This is a genomic window from Aurantiacibacter gangjinensis, from assembly GCF_001886695.1.
Taxonomy (GTDB): Bacteria; Pseudomonadota; Alphaproteobacteria; order Sphingomonadales; family Sphingomonadaceae; genus Alteraurantiacibacter; species Alteraurantiacibacter gangjinensis.
Genome location: NZ_CP018097.1, coordinates 1491410 through 1511072 on the forward strand (window position 1 = coordinate 1491410; position 19663 = coordinate 1511072).

At 64.4% G+C, this 19663-nt stretch carries 20 protein-coding genes and 1 tRNA gene; 14 read left to right on the plus strand and 7 right to left on the minus strand.

Annotated elements, in window-relative coordinates; translation table 11 throughout:
- Positions 1–58: 58 nt before the first annotated feature.
- Entirely contained in the window at positions 59–733 is a 675-nt protein-coding gene (locus BMF35_RS07270; protein WP_082115569.1) for a retropepsin-like aspartic protease family protein, read from the plus strand.
- A gap of 41 nt (positions 734–774) precedes the next feature.
- Positions 775–2046 carry a lipopolysaccharide biosynthesis protein gene (locus tag BMF35_RS07275; RefSeq protein WP_052765855.1) on the plus strand — a complete coding sequence of 424 codons (1272 nt, stop codon included), beginning with the start codon at positions 775–777 and terminating at the stop codon, positions 2044–2046.
- 1 nt (position 2047) lies between these two features.
- On the opposite strand, the gene BMF35_RS07280 is transcribed toward BMF35_RS07275, so the two are convergent.
- From BMF35_RS07280 to BMF35_RS07295, 4 genes are all read right to left on the minus strand, one after another.
- Positions 2048–2122: transfer RNA gene (locus tag BMF35_RS07280), tRNA-Gln, on the minus strand.
- Between the two features lie 91 nt (positions 2123–2213).
- On the minus strand, positions 2214–3059 hold the full coding sequence (gene yghU, locus BMF35_RS07285; RefSeq protein ID WP_047005372.1) for a glutathione-dependent disulfide-bond oxidoreductase: 846 nt from the start codon (positions 3057–3059) through the stop codon (positions 2214–2216).
- Between the two features lie 102 nt (positions 3060–3161).
- Complete coding sequence (locus BMF35_RS07290) at positions 3162–4787, minus strand: hypothetical protein (protein ID WP_047005373.1); 1626 nt, start codon at positions 4785–4787, stop codon at positions 3162–3164.
- A complete protein-coding gene (locus BMF35_RS07295; RefSeq protein WP_047005374.1) occupies positions 4784–6499 on the minus strand; it encodes an Hsp70 family protein in 1716 nt (571 codons plus the stop codon). The genes BMF35_RS07290 and BMF35_RS07295 overlap by 4 nt, the downstream gene beginning before the upstream one ends.
- Before the next feature lie 111 nt (positions 6500–6610).
- Here BMF35_RS07295 and BMF35_RS07300 point away from each other — a divergent pair, with 111 nt between their 5' ends.
- Together BMF35_RS07300 and BMF35_RS07305 are read left to right on the plus strand one after the other, a co-directional pair.
- A complete protein-coding gene (locus tag BMF35_RS07300; protein ID WP_047005375.1) occupies positions 6611–7624 on the plus strand; it encodes a DNA topoisomerase IB in 1014 nt (337 codons plus the stop codon).
- A gap of 79 nt (positions 7625–7703) precedes the next feature.
- A complete protein-coding gene (locus BMF35_RS07305) occupies positions 7704–8162 on the plus strand; it encodes a carboxypeptidase-like regulatory domain-containing protein (RefSeq protein WP_047005376.1) in 459 nt (152 codons plus the stop codon).
- Positions 8163–8179: 17 nt separating this feature from the next.
- Here the strand turns inward: BMF35_RS07305 and BMF35_RS07310 are convergent, their stop codons facing one another.
- Positions 8180–9274 carry a branched-chain amino acid aminotransferase gene (locus BMF35_RS07310; protein ID WP_047005377.1) on the minus strand — a complete coding sequence of 365 codons (1095 nt, stop codon included), beginning with the start codon at positions 9272–9274 and terminating at the stop codon, positions 8180–8182.
- 132 nt (positions 9275–9406) lie between these two features.
- On the opposite strand from BMF35_RS07310, the gene BMF35_RS07315 reads away from it, so the two are divergent.
- Complete coding sequence (locus BMF35_RS07315) at positions 9407–10144, plus strand: hypothetical protein (RefSeq protein WP_156172014.1); 738 nt, start codon at positions 9407–9409, stop codon at positions 10142–10144.
- A gap of 329 nt (positions 10145–10473) precedes the next feature.
- On the opposite strand, the gene BMF35_RS07320 is transcribed toward BMF35_RS07315, so the two are convergent.
- Both BMF35_RS07320 and BMF35_RS07325 read right to left on the minus strand, forming a co-directional pair.
- Positions 10474–11037, minus strand: coding sequence for a hypothetical protein (locus BMF35_RS07320; protein ID WP_047005379.1), 564 nt, complete (start codon positions 11035–11037; stop codon positions 10474–10476).
- A gap of 8 nt (positions 11038–11045) precedes the next feature.
- The gene (locus BMF35_RS07325) at positions 11046–11573 is read right to left on the minus strand and encodes a hypothetical protein (RefSeq protein ID WP_156172015.1); all 528 of its coding nucleotides are present in this window, start codon (positions 11571–11573) and stop codon (positions 11046–11048) included.
- Between the two features lie 52 nt (positions 11574–11625).
- Between BMF35_RS07325 and BMF35_RS07330 the strand changes: the two genes are divergently transcribed.
- The 9 genes from BMF35_RS07330 to BMF35_RS07370 all read left to right on the plus strand — a co-directional run bounded on the left by BMF35_RS07330 (position 11626) and on the right by BMF35_RS07370 (position 19653).
- Positions 11626–12393, plus strand: a complete 768-nt coding sequence (locus BMF35_RS07330; RefSeq protein ID WP_047005381.1) for a TlyA family RNA methyltransferase — start codon at positions 11626–11628, stop codon at positions 12391–12393.
- 86 nt (positions 12394–12479) lie between these two features.
- Positions 12480–13031, plus strand: coding sequence for a TspO/MBR family protein (locus BMF35_RS07335; RefSeq protein WP_047005382.1), 552 nt, complete (start codon positions 12480–12482; stop codon positions 13029–13031).
- 191 nt (positions 13032–13222) lie between these two features.
- A complete protein-coding gene (locus BMF35_RS07340; protein WP_047005383.1) occupies positions 13223–13471 on the plus strand; it encodes an accessory factor UbiK family protein in 249 nt (82 codons plus the stop codon).
- A 152-nt stretch (positions 13472–13623) separates the two neighbouring features.
- The gene (recO, locus tag BMF35_RS07345) at positions 13624–14223 is read left to right on the plus strand and encodes a DNA repair protein RecO (protein ID WP_047005384.1); all 600 of its coding nucleotides are present in this window, start codon (positions 13624–13626) and stop codon (positions 14221–14223) included.
- Between the two features lie 23 nt (positions 14224–14246).
- Positions 14247–15305: a 3-isopropylmalate dehydrogenase gene (leuB, locus tag BMF35_RS07350; RefSeq protein WP_047005385.1), complete on the plus strand. Its 1059-nt coding sequence runs from the start codon at positions 14247–14249 to the stop codon at positions 15303–15305.
- Between the two features lie 70 nt (positions 15306–15375).
- Positions 15376–16542: a glycosyltransferase gene (locus BMF35_RS07355; protein ID WP_047005386.1), complete on the plus strand. Its 1167-nt coding sequence runs from the start codon at positions 15376–15378 to the stop codon at positions 16540–16542.
- Positions 16543–17472, plus strand: a complete 930-nt coding sequence (locus tag BMF35_RS07360) for a hypothetical protein (protein ID WP_047005387.1) — start codon at positions 16543–16545, stop codon at positions 17470–17472.
- Positions 17469–18164, plus strand: a complete 696-nt coding sequence (locus tag BMF35_RS07365) for a hypothetical protein (RefSeq protein ID WP_047005388.1) — start codon at positions 17469–17471, stop codon at positions 18162–18164. Before BMF35_RS07360 ends, BMF35_RS07365 begins: the two co-directional genes overlap by 4 nt.
- Positions 18165–18201: 37 nt before the next feature.
- Entirely contained in the window at positions 18202–19653 is a 1452-nt protein-coding gene (locus BMF35_RS07370; protein ID WP_047005389.1) for a coniferyl aldehyde dehydrogenase, read from the plus strand.
- Positions 19654–19663: the final 10 nt, after the last annotated feature.

Genomic DNA, 19663 nt, shown 5'->3' on the forward strand with positions numbered 1-19663 from the left:
GGTAGCGCGATGCGCGGCGCCCTCTCCCAATTGCGCGGCGTGTGCCTATATCGCTGACATGGACGCCGCGCCCATCTTCGACCAGTTCGCCCATTCGGTCAGCGAGATACCGCAATCCGGCCTGTTGATGGCCGCCATCGCCGCGATGGTGCTGGGCCTGTTTGGTTCACTGCTTCTGCGTCCTTTACCGGCCCTGGGGAAGACCATGCGCGTGGCCAGCACCCTGCTGCTGGTCGCCGTGCTCGGGCTGATTGTGCTGCAACTCTCGCGCAATGATCCGCGCTTCTCCATGGCGGTGCCTGCGCTGGGCTATCCCGAACAGGTGGTGGAAGGCGGCGAGACACGGGTGCAGATGGCGCGCGACGGGCATTTCTGGCTGGAGGCCGAAGTGAACGGCCACCGCGCCAATTTCATGGTCGATACCGGCGCGACGCTGACGGCCGTTTCGCAAACGACGGCAGAAGCGGCGGGACTGGAGGCGCGCAGCGGCGGCCTGCCGATCATGCTGCGCACGGCAAACGGTACGGTTAGCGCCCAAAGCGCCAGCATCGATGAATTGCGCTTCGGCAATGTCGCGGCGCGCGGGCTGGACGCGGTAATCGCGCCGGGTCTGGGCGACACCAATGTCATCGGTATGAACCTGCTGTCCCGCCTTGCCTCGGTGCGGATCGAGCAGGGCGAGCTGATCCTCGTGCCCAACAATCCCCAGCCGCCGCTGCCTCCCGCCGAGTAAGCTTTTGCAAATCGCGCGCAAACGGGGCAGGGCACTGCCCCATGCTGAGGCGCGCGCTGACCAATACCGGATGGCTGATGGGTGCGCGCCTCATCAATGCCGTGCTCAGCCTCGTCTATCTGGCGCTAGCGACCCGTGAATTGGGGCCGGAGCGCTTCGGCATATTCGTAATCGCCTTCACCTTTGCGCAGCTGGTGGTGGGCTTTTGCAGCTTCCAGACCTGGCAGGCCATCATCCGCTGGGGGCAGGGCGAGGATGACCGCAAGACCGCGACCGGCTTCGCGCTCGCGCTGGACAGTCTTACCATAGTGGCAGGCGCAATTCTTTCGGCGCTCATCCTGTTCAATTTCGGCGAGCTTCTGCTGCTGCCCGAAAAGATGATCGTGCCGACCTATCTCTTTACGCTCGCTTCGTTGCTTGCAATCCGCTCGACGCCGACGGGCCTCCTGCGTCTGCACGACAGGTATGGCCGCGCGGCTATTGCCGATGCGACGACCAGCATCGTGCGCGTGGTGGGCGCGGTGGTCGTGATTTTCGTAAAGCCCAGCATTCAGAGCTTCCTTATCGTCTGGGGCACGGCGGAGGTAGCCACGGCAGCCCTCTATTGGTGGCTTGCCGCGCGGACGGAGCCGATCCATTGGCGCCGTTTCAGCCTCACCCGCTTGCCGCGCGACCTAAGGGCGAAGGGCGAGAAATCATGGAGCTTCGTCGCCGGCACCAGCCTGACCGGAATGCTCTCCATCGCCAGTCGACAGCTGCTCGTGCTGCTGACAGGCGTGCTGGGCGGGGCGGCGCTGGCGGGTATCTACCGCGTGGCGAACCAGCTGGGTGACGGGCTGCTGAAACTTTCACAGGCGCTGCTCAGAGCAGTCTATCCCGAACTGGTGCGCAATCCCGACGCGGCGAAAGTGCTAACGACCAAGCTGATGCGCATCGCTGCCGTCACCGGCTTGGTGGTGGTCGCCGCTGGCCTGGTGGCGGGCCAATGGATCATCACCGCTATCGCAGGGCGCGAATATCTCGCCGCGTTCATCCCGATGATCGTGCTGGCAGCAGCGGCTTCCATCGAACTGGTGGGCGCGAGCCTGGAGGCTTTGCTGGTGGCGCGCGGCAAGGCGATCACCAATTTCCTGCTGCGCGGCATCCCGCTGGCTGCGGGCCTCATCGCCCTGCCATGGCTGATCGACTGGTTCGGCGCGACGGGCGCGGCGCTGGTGGTGCTGAGCACGAGCATTCTTAGTGTGACCGGCTTCCTCATAGCCTCGCGCTGCGCGGAGCGGGCGGCGGCAGCGAGGTTAGCGGAGGAAGGCTAGTTGGCTGGGGTGGCAGGGATCGAACCTGCGAATGCCGGTACCAAAAACCGGTGCCTTACCACTTGGCTACACCCCAGCAGGTGCGCGTGCATATAACGCGCCTGCCACGCGGCGCAAGGCTCGGTTGCAGGGCGCGGATACAGGGAATTCACCCGCGCCTGCTTACCCTACACTTTGCCTTCGAAATCGGCGGCGGAATGGCGTTCGCGCAGCTGCTTGCCCTCGTCGCCCCACGTCCGGTTGACGATGCGCCCGCGCTGCACGGCAGGCCGGGTGAGGATCTCGTTCACCCAGCGCGCGACGTTCTCGTATTCGTGGATCGAGAGAAATGTGCTCGCTTCGCCGTAGATCTCGCCGGTCACGAACGGGGCGAGCCACGGAAAGGCCGCGATATCGGCCACGGTGTAATCGCCGCCGCCCAGATATTGCGCTTCGCCCAGCCGCCTGTCGGCCACATCGAATAACCGCTTCGTTTCCATGGCGTAGCGGTTGATGGGATATTCGTATTTCTCCGGCGCGTAATTGTAGAAATGCCCGAAGCCGCCGCCGATGAATGGCGCGCTGCCGATCTGCCAGAACAGCCAGCTCAACACTTCGGCGCGGTTGCCATCTTTCGGCAGGAAGGCATTGAACTTTTCGGCCAGGTGCAGCAGGATCGCGCCGCTTTCGAAGATGCGGACGGGCGCATCGCCACTACGGTCGAGCAAGGCCGGGATCTTGCCGTTCGGGTTTATGGCAGTGAAGCCGCTGGAGAACTGGTCCCCTTCGCCGATATTGATGAGCCAGGCATCGTATTCGGCGTCCGAGTGCCCGGCGTCGAGCAATTCCTCGAACATGATGGTGGCTTTCACGCCATTGGGCGTGGCGAGCGAATAGAGCTGGAAGTCGTGCTCGCCGCTGGGGAGGTCTTTCTCGAACCGCGCGCCCGCCGTGGGGCGGTTGATATTGGCGAACTGTCCGCCGCTTTCCGTAGGTTTCCAGACCTTGGGCGGCGTGTAGGTTGGATCGGACATGGGGCGTTCTCCTATTTGGCGTGTTCCAGCAAATGGTGCGCGGCCCCGAGGCAACAAGCAATGCGATCTTTTGCCGCTCCAATAAGAGCTGGTGTAACCGCGTCAGCTCATGCGCAGCAGGTCTGCGCTGACCGAGCCCGGCCGGCGCAGGATCGCCTCCAGCATGGCGATGGCATAGTCGCACTTGCCCGCTGCATCGCCGCCGCCGCTTGCCAATTCTTCGAAACGGCCGCGCGATATGCCCATGCGCGTCATCACCTCGTCCACCATGTCGCCGGGAATGGATGCGCTTTCCGGGAACTCGCCTGCCGCCTGCGCCAGCGTGCCGCTGGCAACCAGCCGTCCGGCGAGGTCGCGCTCGCGGGTGAGGAATTCCTCATCGAAAGAAACGGAGACGGGAGGGGTGCCTCCCTGTATCAGCACAAGGCAGCCATTCCCGCCTTCCTGCTCGCGCGTGGCGCGCAGCATGTCGAGGCGGTGCTGTTTGATCGCCACCAGCTCTTCGAACCCGGCGGTCGTGGCGGCCACGGTAAGGGAGCGACGGATGACTTGCCGCTGGTTGTTGAGCGTGCGGGTGCGCGCTTCCTCGCTATCGATCTCGACCGGGTGCAGGTCGTTAAGGCTGTAGTAGAGCGCGGGGAAGGCGTTGACGAGATCGACCGCAGCGTAGTCTTCGCCGACCAGCTCACGGGCCAGCTCGTCCCGCTGTTCCGTGCTGATGACGCGGTTGGGCAATTCGACTTGCGGCATCGCGCCAAGATCGTTGTCGGAGGGTCCGATGGCCGAGAGCAACCTGCCGCCGAACCAAAGCACAGCGATCACGATCAGCACCCAGCGCCAGGGAGAGCCGACTTCGTCCGGCTCGGCATAGGAGGCGACCCGGTCGCTATCGAGATATTCGTGCAGTTCGGGATAGTTTTCGTTGATGTGGATCAGCAGGTTGTTGACGTTGGCGATATTGGTGCCCTGCCACGGCAGGCGCGAGCGCTTGCCGGGCTTGCGCAGCTCCACATAGGCCTTGTGCCATTCATGGTCCGGCTGCTGCACCGCTTCGAGAAAGGCCAGCGCGCGCAGGCGATCGTTGAGGAAGGCGACGGCGGGGTGTTCGTCGATCAGTCCGGCATCGCGGCCCCATTCGAAGGTCTCCACCGCATCTTCGACCAGCGGGCCGGAGCGCGGCCAGCCGCTGGCGAGCCAGTGCGCCAGCCAGCCTTCCAACGCGCTCTGCCGGTCGATGGCGGCATCCTGCACATGCTCCATGATGGAGCGCATCAGCGCTGCGCCTTCCTCATATTCCTCGGCCGTCAGAGGCTCGGTCGAATGCTCGCCGCCCGGCTGCAGGATATCCAGCAGGCGGCGCATATCGGCCTCGTGCGTGAGCCTGTCGGCTTCGACAGGCGCGATCTCGACCGGGCCGGTGTCGCCAGCAGGCTCCGGCGCCTGGGCATCCCAGCCGGCGCCTAGCGGATCGCGCTCATCATCGGCAGCGACCGGAAAGGCATCGTCCATCGGCGCGAAATCGTCGAACGGAGCTTCCCTATCGGTCGCGGCGATACCTTCCCTCGCCAGCCATAGCGCCTCCTGCCGCGCCTCGCGCAGGGTCGAGAAGCCTTGCACGTCCGCATCGGGATCGATGGCTTTCAGCCTGGCGGCATAGGCGCTGCGGATGGCCTTGCGATCCTCGGTCGGCTCTATGCCGAGGACGCTCCACGGAAAGCCTGCAATCATAGCGGGCTGGCGCCGTCCAGCTGGTCCAGCGCGGCGGAAAACTGCTCGCGCGCTTCGGCGATAGCGCGCTGGTCCTGCGCCTCGATCACGCTTTCGAATTGCAGGATCAGCTGCCCGATATGATCGCGCATCATGCCGCTATGGCTTTCATACATGCGCTCCGCCCTCGCCATCAGGGCGATATTCTCCTGATCTTCTCGCGGGTGGACCTTGAGCTTCTCCAGCTCCTTGCGGCGCTTGGCGAACTCCTTGCTGTCGCGGCGGTCCTCTTCATCGGCGATGACGAGGTTCTTGGTCAGCCCGCTCTCGGGCACGAAAGCGTCCACTTCCAGCAGGCCGCTGGAATCGTAAGTGAATCGTACGCGCACTTCCATGCCTTCCGGCCCCTTCGGCATAGGAATGGAAAGCTCGCCCAGCAGGACATTGTCCTTCACCAGCCGCGCTTCGCCCTGATAGACTTTCAGGTCCACATGGCGCTGGCCGGCATGCATGGTGGAATAGGAATGCTCGCGGCTGACCGGCACGGGCGTGTTGCGCTGAATGATTGGCGAGAACAGCCCGTCATGGATACGGCCCGTGCGGTCCCGGTCGGCAGCGGCGATGCCCATGGTGAAAGGGGCGACATCGGAAATGCGGATTTCCTCCAGCCCCTCGCCCTTCGACAGCAGGCCGGCCTGCACCGCCGCGCCCAGTGCCACGGCATGATCGGGATGGATATTGGCGTTGGGGAAGCGGCCGAACATGCGGGTGATGGCTTTCTTCACCACCGGCATGCGCGTGGCCCCGCCCACCAGCACGATGTCGCTCAGCTCGTCCGAGGCAATGCCGCAATCGCGCATGGCGCGCACCACAGGTTCGCGCAGCCGCTTGATGAGCGGGTCGCAGGCGGTCTCGAATTCCTCGGCGGTGATCGGCGCGGTGAACGCTTTGCCGTTCACCATCACGCTGAATTCGACCTCGCCGCTTTCGGACAGCGCGCGCCGCGTTTTCTCGGCAGCCAGTTCCAGCAGCGCATTGCGGCGATCGCTCGGCAGGGCCTCGAGCGCGTCATTGGCATCGTCGCCCAGCTTGGGCCGGGCGAGCTTGACCAGCGCAGCGTTGAAATCGTCACCGCCCAGCCGGTTGTCGCCCGCACTGGCGCGCACCTCCACGATGCCGTCGAACATCTCCACGATGGAGACATCGAAGGTGCCGCCGCCCAGGTCGAACACCAGGAACGGCTCGCGGTCGCCGCGATCCTGCAGGCCAAACGCCAGCGCGGCAGCGGTGGGTTCGTTGATGAGGCGGCGCACATCCAGCCCCGCCAGCTCGCCCGCGCGGCGCGTGGCCTTGCGCTGCTTGTCGTTGAAATAGGCTGGCACGGTGATGACCGCTTCGGTCGGACGCTCACCGAAGCGCGCCTCGATATCGTCTGCCAGCGCCCGCAGCACCATGGCGGAGAGGTCTTCCGCCTTCCAGCTGGAGCGTTTCGCCCCCAGCGCCGTGCTGCGCTCCGTACCGATAAACCGCTTGAAGCTGGTGGCGGTTTGCGCCGGATGTGTAGCCAGCCGGTCCAGCGCGGCCGCGCCGACCCAGCTTTGGCCGCTTTCGTCCACGCTAACGGCAGATGGCGTCAGCACCTTGCCCAGCGCGTTTTCGATAAGCTGCGCTTCACCCTCGCGCCAGATTGCCACGGCACTGTTCGTCGTGCCGAGATCGATACCGATAAGCATGGAAACCCCGTATTGTCCCGTTGGCGCAATTCTAGCGCGCACCATGCCGCCCGCAAGCGGAATTGCTGGGCTGCCGTGGAACCGCGTGTGCCCATTCAATGTTTACCCCGCATGGCGTCGCGTCCCTCCCAGCTGATTTATGTCGATGATGACCTGCCCGGCATCACTCGCAAGCGTGCAGGCAAGGGCTGGGCTTATTACGATGCGCAAGGCGCGCTCATCACCGACAGGGCGGAGAAGAAGCGGCTCAACGCGATTGCCTTGCCGCCCGCCTATACCGATGCGTGGTTCTGCCCTGCGCATAACGGCCATATCCTCGCCACCGGCTATGACGCGGCGGGCCGCAAGCAATATCGCTACCATCCCGAATTTCGCGCCTGGCGCGAGAGCGAGAAGTTCGATGGCTGCGTGGCCTTCGGCAAGATGCTGCCGCTGGTGCGTAAGCGTTACCAGCAGGACATGCGATCGCCCAAGCTGGGCCGCGATCGCGCGGTGGCGGCGGTCGTCAAGCTGCTGGACCTTGGCGCGGTGCGCGTGGGTAATACGCAATATGCGAAGAAGAACCGCAGCTATGGCGCCACCACGCTGCAGCATCGCCATGCCGAGGTGACGGGCAAGACGCTGCGCCTGCGCTACACCGCGAAGGGCGGCAAGAAGCGCGACGTGAAACTCTCCGACAGCTCGCTGGCGCGCGTGGTGCGCCGGATGCAGGATCTCAACGGACAGGAACTGTTCGCCTGGGCGGGTGACGACGGCGAGCCATGCGATGTCAACTCCGGCCATGTGAACGAATATCTGCGCGAAGTAATGGGCGAGAATTTCAGCGCCAAGAATTTCCGCACCTGGCATGCCAGTGTCATGGCCTTTCGCCTGCTGGGCGAGGCGACCGAAAAGCTCTCCATCAAGGCGGTGCTCAGCCAGGTGGCGGAGCATCTGGGCAACACCATGGCGGTAACGCGCAAAAGCTATGTCCACCCGGCGGTGATCGACCTGATCGGCCGGCAGGAAGAATGGCGCGCAACCCTGCGCCTGCCGCGCGCCACGGCCTATGCCAATCAGTGGGAGCGCGGGCTGCTGGAACATCTGGAAACGGCCCCGGCTGCGCAGGAATTGCTGGCCGCGTAAGAGCTGCGTGTCACACCAGCGTCACGCAAGTGTAACGCGAGTCCCGACAGAGTCACAAAACTCGTCTTGAGCAAGTCGCATGACCACGCGCCTCGCTCTTATCCTTGCCGCCGCTGCCCTTGTTCCGACTGCCGCCCATGCAGGCGAGCTATCCGGCACCGTGCGCGATGCGAGCGCGCGGCCCGTTGCCGGGGCGCAAGTCGTCATTCCGGGGCTGGGTCTCGCCACCACGACGGCGGAGGATGGCACCTATCGTTTCGACGATGTGGTCGAGGGCGAGCATCGCGTGGGCGTGGAACTGGGCGAGGGCAACCGCCAGTTCGCCAGCGCTAGCGTGCCTGCCGAAGGTGAGGCCACGCGCAACTTCTTTCTCTACAGCGCCCGCAGCGTCGCCGTGGCCGAAACGGGCATGAACCCGGTCGAAGCCATGCTGTTGGAAACGCTTGCCGCACGGGCCTGGGACGAGGCCCGCGAAGTCGCCGCGAACGAGGAAACCGGCGAAGCCGTCAGCTGGCGCTGGCGCGATCTGGACGGCTGAGCGCCCCCTCTCGAACCTTAAATCCGCGTCACCCAGCCGTGGGTGTCTTCCACCGTGCCGCGCTGGATGCCGACGAGCTTTTCGCGCAGCTTGGTGGTGAGCTGGCCCGGGCCGCCGCTGCCGATGGTGAACTCACCATCGCGGCTGGCGACGCGGCCTACCGGCGTGACCACGGCGGCGGTGCCGCAAGCCATGGTTTCGACAAGTCGGCCCGAACCCGCGTCATCGCGCCACTGGTCGATGGAGTATTTCTCCTCGCGCACGGTGAGGCCTTCCTCGCGCGCCAGCGTCAGCAGGCTGTCGCGGGTGATGCCGGGCAGGATCGTGCCGCCCAGCGGCGGTGTGATGATGGAGCCGTCGTCGAACACGAAGAACAGGTTCATGCCGCCCAATTCCTCGATCCATTTGCGCTCCACCGCGTCGAGGAACACGACCTGGTCGTGGCCCTTGGCGATCGCTTCGGCCTGCGGCACGAGGCTGGCGGCGTAATTGCCGCCGCATTTGGCATCGCCCGTGCCGCCCGGCGCCGCGCGGGTGTAATCCGAGCTGACCCAGATGCTGACCGCGGGAACGCCCGATTTGAAGTAATTCCCGACCGGCGAGAGAATGACGAGGAACTTGTACTTCTTCGCCGGACGCACGCCGAGAAAATGCTCGTTCGCAAACATGAAGGGCCGGATATACAGCGCGCCGCCATTGACGGCGGGGAACCAGTCGCGGTCCGCCTCTACCGCCGCTTTCACGCTGGCGAGAAACATCTCTTCGGGCAGGCTCGGCATGGCAAGCCGCGCGGCGGAGCGGTTGAAGCGGCGCGCGTTCTGCTCTGGGCGGAACAGCGCCATCGAGCCGTCTTCGAGCCTGTAGGCTTTCATCCCCTCGAAGATCTCTTGCGCATAGTGCAGCACCGATGCAGCGGGATCGAGCGCGATGGGCTGTCGCGGGCCGAGCGTTGCCGAATGCCAGCCTTTTCCTTCATCGTAATCGATGGAAACCATGTGATCGGTGAAGACCGTGCCGAAGCCCGGATCGGCGATGGCCTGGTCTCGCGTGGCGCCCGGGACAGGCGCGGGGTGCGGGATTTTTTCGATATCGAAGGCGGGCGCGTCGGCCATGGCTATGGGGTCTCCTCTGGCATGCGCGATTAGTGTCCGCGCCAGCGCTGTGCAAGGGGGCCATGGCAATGGCATCGCTTTTCACAGCGCGGCGGGTAAACTGGTCCGCGAAACGCGCAGGAGGAGGGCACGATGCGCCATTGGAAACTCGCCACTTTCGCACCGTTCGTTTTGCTGGGCGGATGCGATGCTTTTTTCGCCGGACAGCAGCAGGCTGTTATCGCCGATGACGAAACCGCCGGTCCTGCCGGTGTGACCCAAAGCGCAGGATCGGCCTTGCCGGAGCGGGCCATTGCGAGAGACGCCGGTAGCGAGGAGCGAGCGCTGGAGATGACGTGCACCCATCCGGTGCGCGATGTCGATACGGCCGATACGCTCGTGGAACGCTATGGCGATGCGGCGCAGGTCGGCACCGTGTTAGGGCGCGAGGGTGAGGAATGGCCGGGCGTTATCCTCTGGCCCGACGACCCGTCGAAGACCGTCCATGTTTTCTTCGATGACGAGCGCCGGGACCGCATCGCCTTCATCCGAATCCGCGACGATTCCCAATGGCGCATTGCCGGTCTCGGGATCGGGTCCACCATGGCCGAAGCGCAGGCGGCGGCGGGCGAACCGTTCGAATTTCGAGGTTTCGGCTGGGATTACGGCGGCGACATTTTTGGCGCCGGCAATGCCGGTTTCGACCAGTTGGAGCGGTGCCACCCGATGTTCAGCTTTGCCCCCGAATATGCCGATGATGGTCGCGGCTACGAGCCGCCTTCGCAATTTCTCGGCGAGGTCATCGTATCGTCGGATGCCGAAGGTCTGGACCCGGAGCGCATCCGCATCTGGGAAAGCGGCCTGATGCACTGGGAGCCGGAAGGGCAGTAAGTGTCGGCACCCGTCTAAAAATGAGAAGGCCAGCTCCACCTCGGTGGAACTGGCCTTCGCATGGTCAGCGGTCGTTACACCGCCAACGAAGCCTTACTCGGCAAAAGAAAGCCTACCGAATATGCTCCGCACGGGTCGTTACCGACCTCCCTGCTGAACCATGAGACATCGGATCACCTCCTTTCGCGCTGTAGAAGCCAGAATTGCCGTTTCACCGGCATTCAAGACCCGCGTTCGCCGCTGGTCTTGCTGACAATTTGAATCGCATTTGTTGCGTTTGCAAGACGCGATTCGCATTTTTTTCCGGTAATCCACCGGCCAATTCGCGCCTAGCGGCGGCAGTCCTCGATCACGCGGGTGACTTCGGGATAGGCGGGAGCGAAAATCGGTTCGGCCCCGGCCACATCCACCGCAAAGCGACCGCGCGAAAAGGCCATGGCATCCAGCAGGCTGTCGGTCGCCACCAGTTCGGCCACGGCCAGTTGCGTCACACCGCTGAAAGGGCTGGCAGTGAGCGTGCGATCCTGCGTTTCGGTGCGGATCAGCATCTCCACCTGTCCCTCCGGCGCAAAGCTGCGGGCGATCGAAACGCGGCCCGTATCGCGGCGGCATGCGATGATCAGCGATACCCCTTCCGGCGTGCGCGAGGTGCCGAACACGGCCAGCGTTTCGCCCGGCTCGCTGACATAGCTCCAGTCGCCCGGCGTGGCCGGGGCGTCCATCCAGTTGTCGTAAGTGGGCGTCACGACCTGCGGCGGTGCAGCCTGCGGCTCGGGCGCGGCGACAGGCGTCGGAGTGGGGGAGGGAACGGGCGTCGGCTCCGGCGCGGGCGGCACGCAGGCGGAAAGCGCGGCAGCGCCGAGCAGGAGGGAAACGGAAGCGATACGGGTCATGGAAATCCTTAGCTGCATGCCTGCATGATGCGGCTGATGCCGGGATGAGTCGGGAATTGCATCGGCGCGCCTTCGGGGGAGGTCAGCGTGACCGTCTGGCCCGGCTCGCTGAAGGCATGGAAAATGGCGAGCGAAGGCTCGATCGACGCGGCGACCAGCGGGAACGGCCCGTCGACGGGCATCATGTCGATCCGCGCCGCTTCGCCGCCGGCGTCCAGTCGCCACGCTTCCATGGCGGAGGCCTGGCGCGACAGTGTCATGGTGACGGTGCCGGTCGCGGTCTCGCAATCGAACGTGAGGCTGGGATCTTCGCCTTCCACGCCATAGGTCGCAAAGCCGCCGGATGCGTTTTCGTTGACCGTCCAGGCACCGGGCACCAGCGCCGTGCCATCGGCGGCAACGGTGGGTATGGGCGCAGGCGTGAGCACGGGCGCGGGCTGCGCGGTTTCCGTCATGGTTTCGCTTTCCTGCGTATCCCCGCAGGCGGCGACGGCCAGCGCGGCGAGCGAGACGAAAAGCGTGGCTTTCAAACGCATTCTGGTCGATCCTTCTGGACGGTTTACCCCTCACCGCTCTATCGCCATCCGCATGTCGGAGCGCAAGCCATCTCGTAGACGGATCGACCAATTGCTTGTCGAACGCGGCGAGGCGGAAAGCCGCACGCGCGCGCAGGCGCTGGTGATGGCGGGGGTAGTGTTTGCAGGGCCGCCGGGCAAGCTGCAACGCATCGGCAAGTCCGGCCAGCAAATTGCTGAGAACTGGGCGATAGAAGTGCGCGGGCGCGACCATCCCTGGGTGGGGCGCGGCGGCGTGAAGCTGGACCATGCAATCAGGCATTTCGGCCTGGATGCGAGCGGCGCGGTGGCGATGGATATCGGCAGCTCGACAGGCGGCTTTACTGAAGTGCTGCTGCATCACGGCGCTGCGCATGTCTTCGCAGTGGATGTCGGCACCAACCAGCTGGCGTGGAAGCTGCGGCAGGACGACCGCATCACCGTGCTTGAGCAGACCAATGCCCGCGCTCTCACGCCTGCGCTGATCGACCGGCCATGCGATTGGGTGGTGTGCGATGCGAGCTTCATCGGCCTTGCCAAGGTGCTGGAAGTGCCGCTGGCGCTAGCCGCCCCGCAGGCGCGAGTGGTGGCGCTGATCAAGCCGCAATTCGAAGTCGCCAAGCACGAGGTGGGCAAGGGCGGCATCGTGCGCGACGAGACACTGCGCCGCCGCGTATGCGATGAGGTGACCGGCTGGCTGGACGAAAGCGGCTGGCGGGTCGACGGCCTTACCGAAAGCCCGATTACCGGCACGGAAGGCAATGTCGAATTCCTCGTCCACGCGACGCGCGGCATGGCCTGATTGCGGACAGGTTCGGCGCGCACGCTTGCCCTTGGCGAGCCACCGCGCCAATAAGCGTCGCGCGTTTTGCAGGAGACCAGATTTTCATGAACCGCCTTGCCAGCCCCGGACAATTGCGCGCGAGCCTGCTGCGCTGGTCGCTCTTCATCATACCCGCGGTGATGCTGCTGGGCTTCCTGTCGGGCACGGTGGGCGGCGATGCGAATAGCGCGTGGTTCCAGTCGCTGGAAAAGCCCGCCATCTATCCGCCACCCGCGACATTCGGCATCGTGTGGAGCATCCTTTATTTCATGATGGGCCTGGCCTTCGCGATGGTCTGCGCGGCCTGGGGATCTCCTTATCGCGGGCTCGCCATCATCGTTTTCGTCACGCAATTCCTGATGAATCTCGCTTGGACGCCTGTCTTCTTCGGCGCGCAGATGATCGAGAATGCGCTGTATGTGATCATCGGCCTGGCGCTTGCGCTGGTGGTGACGACGTACCTCTTCTTTCGCGTGCGCAAATGGGCCGGCATCCTGATGCTGCCCTATCTCGCATGGGTGCTGTTCGCCGCGGTGCTCAACTGGCAATTCCTGCAGCTCAATCCGGATGCCGACGGAATGGACCGCAGCGGCGCACAGCAGCGGATTGAATTGTAGGGCCTAAGTTGTGCGAAGCCGCATCCGCGGCTTCGTCCTCGCTAGACGCACTTCGCTTCGCTGCGTGCCCGCGTAGTATATCCTGAGCGGCTGGCTTGCCAGCCAGCCGAAGGGGGCGGGCGTTCGCCCTATGCGTCGCTGCGCGCCGTTTATCACTTGAGCTTTCACCGCCAAGCGCCCACATATTTTCCATGCAAAGCGAAAACAAGATCATCGCCGACTTCGTCAAGATTGCCAATTCCGCCGCCGGTACGCTGGCGGGGATGAGCCGCGAGGCGCGCGACAATGCGCGTGAGCGTATGAAGGAGGCGCTGGGCGGCATGGATTTCGTCAGCCGCGAGGAATTCGACGCGGTGAAGGACATGGCCGGGCTCGCCCGCGAAAAGGTCGATATCCTCGAAGCCCGTATCGCAGCGCTCGAAGCGAAATCGGCCGATTGATCCTCCCCAAAATGGGGAGGGGGACCGCGCGAAGCGGGGTGGAGGGGCACCGTTCCGTTCCGGGCCTTGGTTTCGAATTGCTTCCGTACCCCTCCACCATCCTGCGGATGGTCCCCCTCCCCCGGTGGGGGAGGAAAAGCTAAAGCCTTCCGATGCATGCCCGCGCTCCTGCCATCCTCGTTGCCGCGCGCCATCATGGCGAGACGGCGGTGGTCGCACGTTTCCTGACCGGCGAGTTCGGCTTGGTCGCGGGCTATGTTGCGGGCGGGCGAGGGCGACAGCTGCGGCCCGTCGTTATTCCCGGCAATCTGGTGGACCTGCAACTTTCCGCCCGATCCGAAAGCCAGTTGCCTTTCGCCAAGATCGAACTGACCGAAAGCCGCGGACCGTGGCTGGCGGAACCTCTGCCCGCTGCCGCCATCGGCTGGATCACCGCGCTCACCGCCAGCGCCTTGCCGGAACGCCAGCCCTATCCGACCCTGTTCGAGGCTCTGCAAGGCGCGCTATCCGCAATTTGCCACGCACCCTCTGCGCGGGGCTGGGCGAGCGCGCTGGTCGGCTATGAAGTCTTGCTGCTGAGAGAGCTGGGCTATGGCGGCGCCGACGCGCGGCCCGAGGGGGACATGGCGCAAGTGCTCGCCGCGATGGACAGGCTCGGCCCCGCCATCGACCACTACCTGCTTGCCGACCGCCGCGCAGACGTTATGGCGGCGAGGGCGAGGCTCAGGCAGTTGCTCGGGCGCATTTCCTAGCGCGCAACCAGGAGGTGGCGGACATGAAAATCGCTCTTCTGGCCGGTGACGGGATCGGCCCCGAAATCATGGCGCAGGCGCGCCGGGTGCTGGATGCGCTCGACCTGCCGGACATGGTCGTTACCGAAGGCGATGTCGGCGGCATCGCCTATAAACGCCACGGCCATCCTCTGCCGCCCGAAACGTTGGCCATGGCGCGCGAGGCCGATGCGGTGCTGTTCGGCGCGGTGGGCGATCCCGATTGCGACGGACTGGAACGGCACTTGCGGCCCGAACAGGCAATCCTCGGCCTTCGCAGCGAGCTGGGCCTGTTCGCCAATCTACGCCCTGCGACCACCTTTGCCGGACTGGAAGGCATGTCCGCGCTTCGCCCCGAAATTGCCCGCGCCATCGACGTGCTCATTGTGCGTGAGCTGAATGGCGACGTGTATTTCGGCGAAAAGGGCATGCGCGCCACCGACGATGGTCGGCGCGAAGGCTATGACATCATGTCCTATGCCGAGGACGAGGTGCGCCGCATCGCCCATGTCGCCTTCCGCGCCGCGCAGGGCCGCAAGGGCCGCCTCACCAGCGTGGACAAGGCCAATGTGCTGGAAACGAGCCAGCTCTGGCGCGATGTGATGGTGGAGACGGCAGCGGACTATCCCGATGTCGAGCTCACCCACATGTATGTTGATAATGCCGCCATGCAGCTGGTGAAGAACCCCGGGCAGTTCGATGTGATCGTGACCGGCAATCTTTTCGGCGATATCCTTTCCGACCAGGCGAGCATGTGCGTCGGGTCCATCGGCCTGCTGGCCAGCGCCGCGCTGGGCGAACGGCAGACCGATTTCGGGACCTTCGGCATGTACGAGCCGATCCATGGCAGCGCGCCCGATATTGCCGGGCAGGGCAGGGCCAACCCCATGGCTATGATCCTCAGCCTCGCCATGCTGCTACGCCACTCGCTGGGGCGCGAAGAAGCGGCGGAGCGGGTGGAGGCTGCCGTCGCGACGGCACTGGAAGACGGTGTGCTGGGGCACGACCTTGGCGGCAGTGCTGGCACCGAGGCAATTGGAGATGCGGTGCTGGCTGCCCTGTGATCCTCCCCGAATGCGGGGAGGATTACGACGCAGTAACCTTATGGTTAACATTTGCCCGTAATCGGGGCACATGGACATGGTGACGGGTCAATTGCAGCAGCAGATCAATGGCGCGGCAGCGCTGGCCAAGGCGGCGGCTTCGCGCCCGCTGGAACTGGCCGTGGTGCTGCCCACACTGAACGAGCGCGGCAATATCGCGCCGATGGTAGAGCGGCTGGAAAAGGCGCTCGGCCCGTCGGGCTGGGAAGCGGTCTTCGTCGACGACAATTCGCATGACGGCACCGCCGAGGAAGCGCGCCGCATCGGGCAGACCGATCCGCGCATCCGCGTGATCCAGCGCATCGGGCGTCGCGGCCTTGCCAGCGCCGCCATCGAAGGCATGTGCGCTACCGCAGCGCCCTTCGTCGCCGTGATGGATGCGGACCACCAGCACGATCCGGCGCTGCTCAACGACATGCTGGCCGCGGTGAAATCGGGCGAATACGATCTCGCCTATGCCAGCCGCTTTGCCGAGGGCGGCAATGCCGATGGCCTTTCCAGCAAGGGCCGCGAGCAGGGCAGCCGCCTTGCCAATGCGCTGGCCCGCAAGCTGACCGGCACCGAGCTGACCGACGCGATGAGCGGCTTTTTCCTGCTGCGCACCGAACAGCTCCGCAAGCAGGCGGATGGCCTTTCAGGCATCGGTTTCAAGATCATGCTGGACATTCTCGCCACCGCGCGGCCCCAACTCAAAGTGAAGGAATTCCCCTTGAAATTCGCCGAGCGCCTGTCGGGCGAAAGCAAGCTGGATCACGGCGTCGCGCTGGATTTCGTGGCAGGGCTGGCAGAACGCTATTTCGGGCGCTGGATCCCCACGCGCTTCGTACTCTTCGGCTTTGTCGGTGGGCTGGGCGTGTTCGTGCACATGGCGGTGCTGGCCGCGATCTACTGGCCCGACAGCATCGGTTTCGGCTGGGCGCAGGCCATCGCAACCGTCGTGGCGATGAGCTTCAATTTCTGGCTCAACAACCTGCTCACCTACCGTGACCAGAAGCTGAAGGGGCCTGACAGCATGTTCTGGGGCTGGCTGAAATTCTGCGGTGCGTGCTCCATCGGCGCTTTCGCCAATGTCGCCGTCGCCACCGTGCTGGAAAGCGAAGGCCTCGCCTGGTGGGCCGCCGCGCTGATCGGCGTCGCCATTGCGTCTGTTTGGAATTACGCGCTTTCGAGCAAATTCGTATGGGGCCGCTTCCGGTAAATGGAGGCCGCGCGGACATTGGTCGGAGGGCTGTTCAGAGGCGCGCCACCGCTATTTGTCACGGTCCTGATCCTGTCGGCGGCGGGCACATTCATCGTCGTCGCGCTGCCGGACGTGTTCGGCTTTAGCAATGTGCTGATCATACCCGGCTTGATCCTTTCAGCTTGTGTGACAGTTTTCTATTTCTGCGCGCTTTACGGTGTCTTCGCCTATTGGATCGCCCCGCGATTAGCCTTCACCGAGCGGATGAGCGGTCGAGGCCGCGCCATCTTCGCCTGGGCGTCAATCGCGCTGTTGATTACAGCCACGCCGCTTGCATTGCAGGGCCTGGCGCAATGGCGGCTCTACAGCCTTTCTGTCGACGAGCTTATTCCCGAGACACCGGTTGAACCGACCGGAGATGTGCGCATCGAGGATTCCGGTGGCGGCACGGTGTGTCACTTCACCTGCCGCCGATTGCTGCGGCAGCCTGGCGTGCGCAGCGTGACAGTGGCGCGATACGATTCCGTGCCGATGCACGAGCTTATCGAGGGAGAGCTCGCCTTTCGCGATGTTTTCACGACCAGCTGGATGCTGCGATCCACTCCGGCATGCCGCATGGGCAGTGAGGCGCCGCGCTACGGAAATGATCCTTGCGTGGTGGAAAGGCCGGTGACGGCAAACGTCGACACGCTGATCCGGATGGGCGGCGAGCATCGCGAGGGCAGCGGTATCCTCGGCACATCGACCAATGCCTGGGGCAGCCTCAGCCTGATAAGGCAGGGCGGGACGCTTCGTGCGCTGACCTACAAGGCCGAGACCATTGCCCCGACCATCCCCATGATCCTTGCGCCCAGTTGCGGCGATGTCTGGACGCCGGACATCTGCTTCACAGAAACGCGCCTTCACGGCGGCGAGGCGCTACCGCTCGAGCGACTGGTCGCGATGTGAGCTGGAGCCATCGCCATTTCGACGCCGTCGAGCGTCGCCGCGCGCTGCTATACCTGCTGGCAGACCGGTTCTCGCGCGATGCCGACGGGTGGCGGTTCAAGGCGCCTGACGGGCGGGTGTATGCGGTGCCTACCGAAACGGCGGGCGACATCTATTTCGGTGCCAAGGGCATCGTCGATGAAGAACAGCTGCGCCCCGAGCCTTGGCACAGTTTCTGGCCGTTCTATCCCGGTGCCTTCGCCGCCGTGCTGGTACTGCCCTACGCTGTCATCGCACAGAGCTGGCTTCTCTCCGCAATCGCCGCCGGCGTCGCCGCGGCGTGGTTCTGCTGGTTGGGCTGGCAATCCTCCTGGCGAGCGGCTTGGCGCGTGAACCGGCACATCCGCGCGGCAACACGCGCGCTGCGGACCAATCCCGAAGTCGAAGCAAGAGGCCTCCACTTTCGCGGTCTGTTCCTGCCACTGCTGGGGCTCGGCTTCGCGTCGAGCCTGTGCGTGATGGTAATACTGGGATTGCTATACGAAGGGCCGCGCCATCAGTTCTGGAGCGATCATGTCGGGGTTCCGGCCATGCTCGTGCTGCTGTTCGCCCTGGCATGGCTGGTGCGATCGCGGCACAATAGGCAGTTCACGGCCATCGACAAACTGGCAATGCCTCCGGGCAAGGGCACGGGTTTCGGTCGCAAGCGTTGATCTGCTACTACGCTCACGAAAGCGAGAGCCTAGATCCATGAATGCCCATTCCAACGATATGACCACGTCTGCCATGCCGGACCTCGACAGCCTGCTGGCTGCACAAAAGGCGGCTTTCGCTGCAGACCGCATGCCATCGCGCGAGGTGCGGCTGGACCGGCTCGACCGGTTGCAAAACCTGCTTCTCGACAATCGGCAGGCTTTGGCCGACGCGATCAGCGCGGATTTCTGCGGACGCTCCCCGGTCGAGACCGATCTGGCGGAGATCATTCCGCTGCTCGAAGGCATCAAATATTACCGCAAGCGGCTGAAAAAGCTGATGAAGCCGGAGAAGCGCCACGCTTCGCTCACGGTCATGCCCGCGCGCGCCGAGGTGCGCTACCAGCCCAAGGGCGTGGTCGGCATCGTCGTTCCGTGGAACTTCCCGGTCTTCCTCGCGCTCTCGCCCCTTATCGGTGTGCTGGCCGCGGGCAATCGCGCCATGCTGAAAATGTCGGAATTCACGCCGCGCACCGGAGAATTGCTGGGCGGGTTGCTGGCTGAAAAGTTCTCTGACGACGAGGTGGTGCTGGTAAACGGCGATGTGGAGGTCGCCACGGCGTTCACGAAGCTGCCGTTCGACCACCTCGTCTTCACCGGCTCCACCGCGGTGGGGCGCAAGGTTATGGCGGCGGCGGCGGAAAACCTTGTGCCCGTCACGCTGGAACTTGGCGGCAAGTCGCCTGCGATCATCCACCCGGATTTCCCGATGGAAGAGGCGGCGAAGCGCATCGCATTCGGCAAGGTCATCAATGCCGGGCAGATCTGCATCGCGCCCGATTACATCCTGTGTCCACGCAGCCAGGTGGATGCCTTCGCTGATGCTTTCGCAAACGAGGTGCGCGAGAACTATCCGACCTATCGCGACAATCCCGATTACACCGCCATCATCACCGAGGCGCAGCGAGACCGGCTGACCGATTGGCTGGCCGATGCCGAAGCCAAGGGCGCGCGGCTCATGCGCGTCAACCCGGCGGATGAAGACCTGAGCGGCACGCGCAAGCTGCCCGTCACCATCGCGCTGGACGTGTCGGACGACATGACGATCATGCAGGACGAGATTTTCGGCCCCATCCTGCCCATCGTGCCCTACGACACGCTGGATGAGGCGCTGGCCTATGTGAACGAGCGCGAACGCCCGCTGGCGCTGTATTACTTCGACTGGGACAAATCCCGCGCCGACCGCGTGCTGGCGCGCACCCATTCGGGCGGGGCGTGCATCAACGATACGCTCAGCCACGTGACCTGCGACGATTTGCCTTTCGGCGGTATCGGCCCGTCGGGCATCGGCCATTATCACGGCGAAGAGGGCTATCGCACTTTCAGCCATGCCAAGGCGGTAGTGCGAAAAGGGCGCATCCACGCGACCTCGCTGATCAGTCCGCCATGGGATGGCGGCATGGTGAAGCGGCTGCTCTCCTTCCAGTTCAAGCGTTTCAAGCGCCGCTAACGCGAGCGAC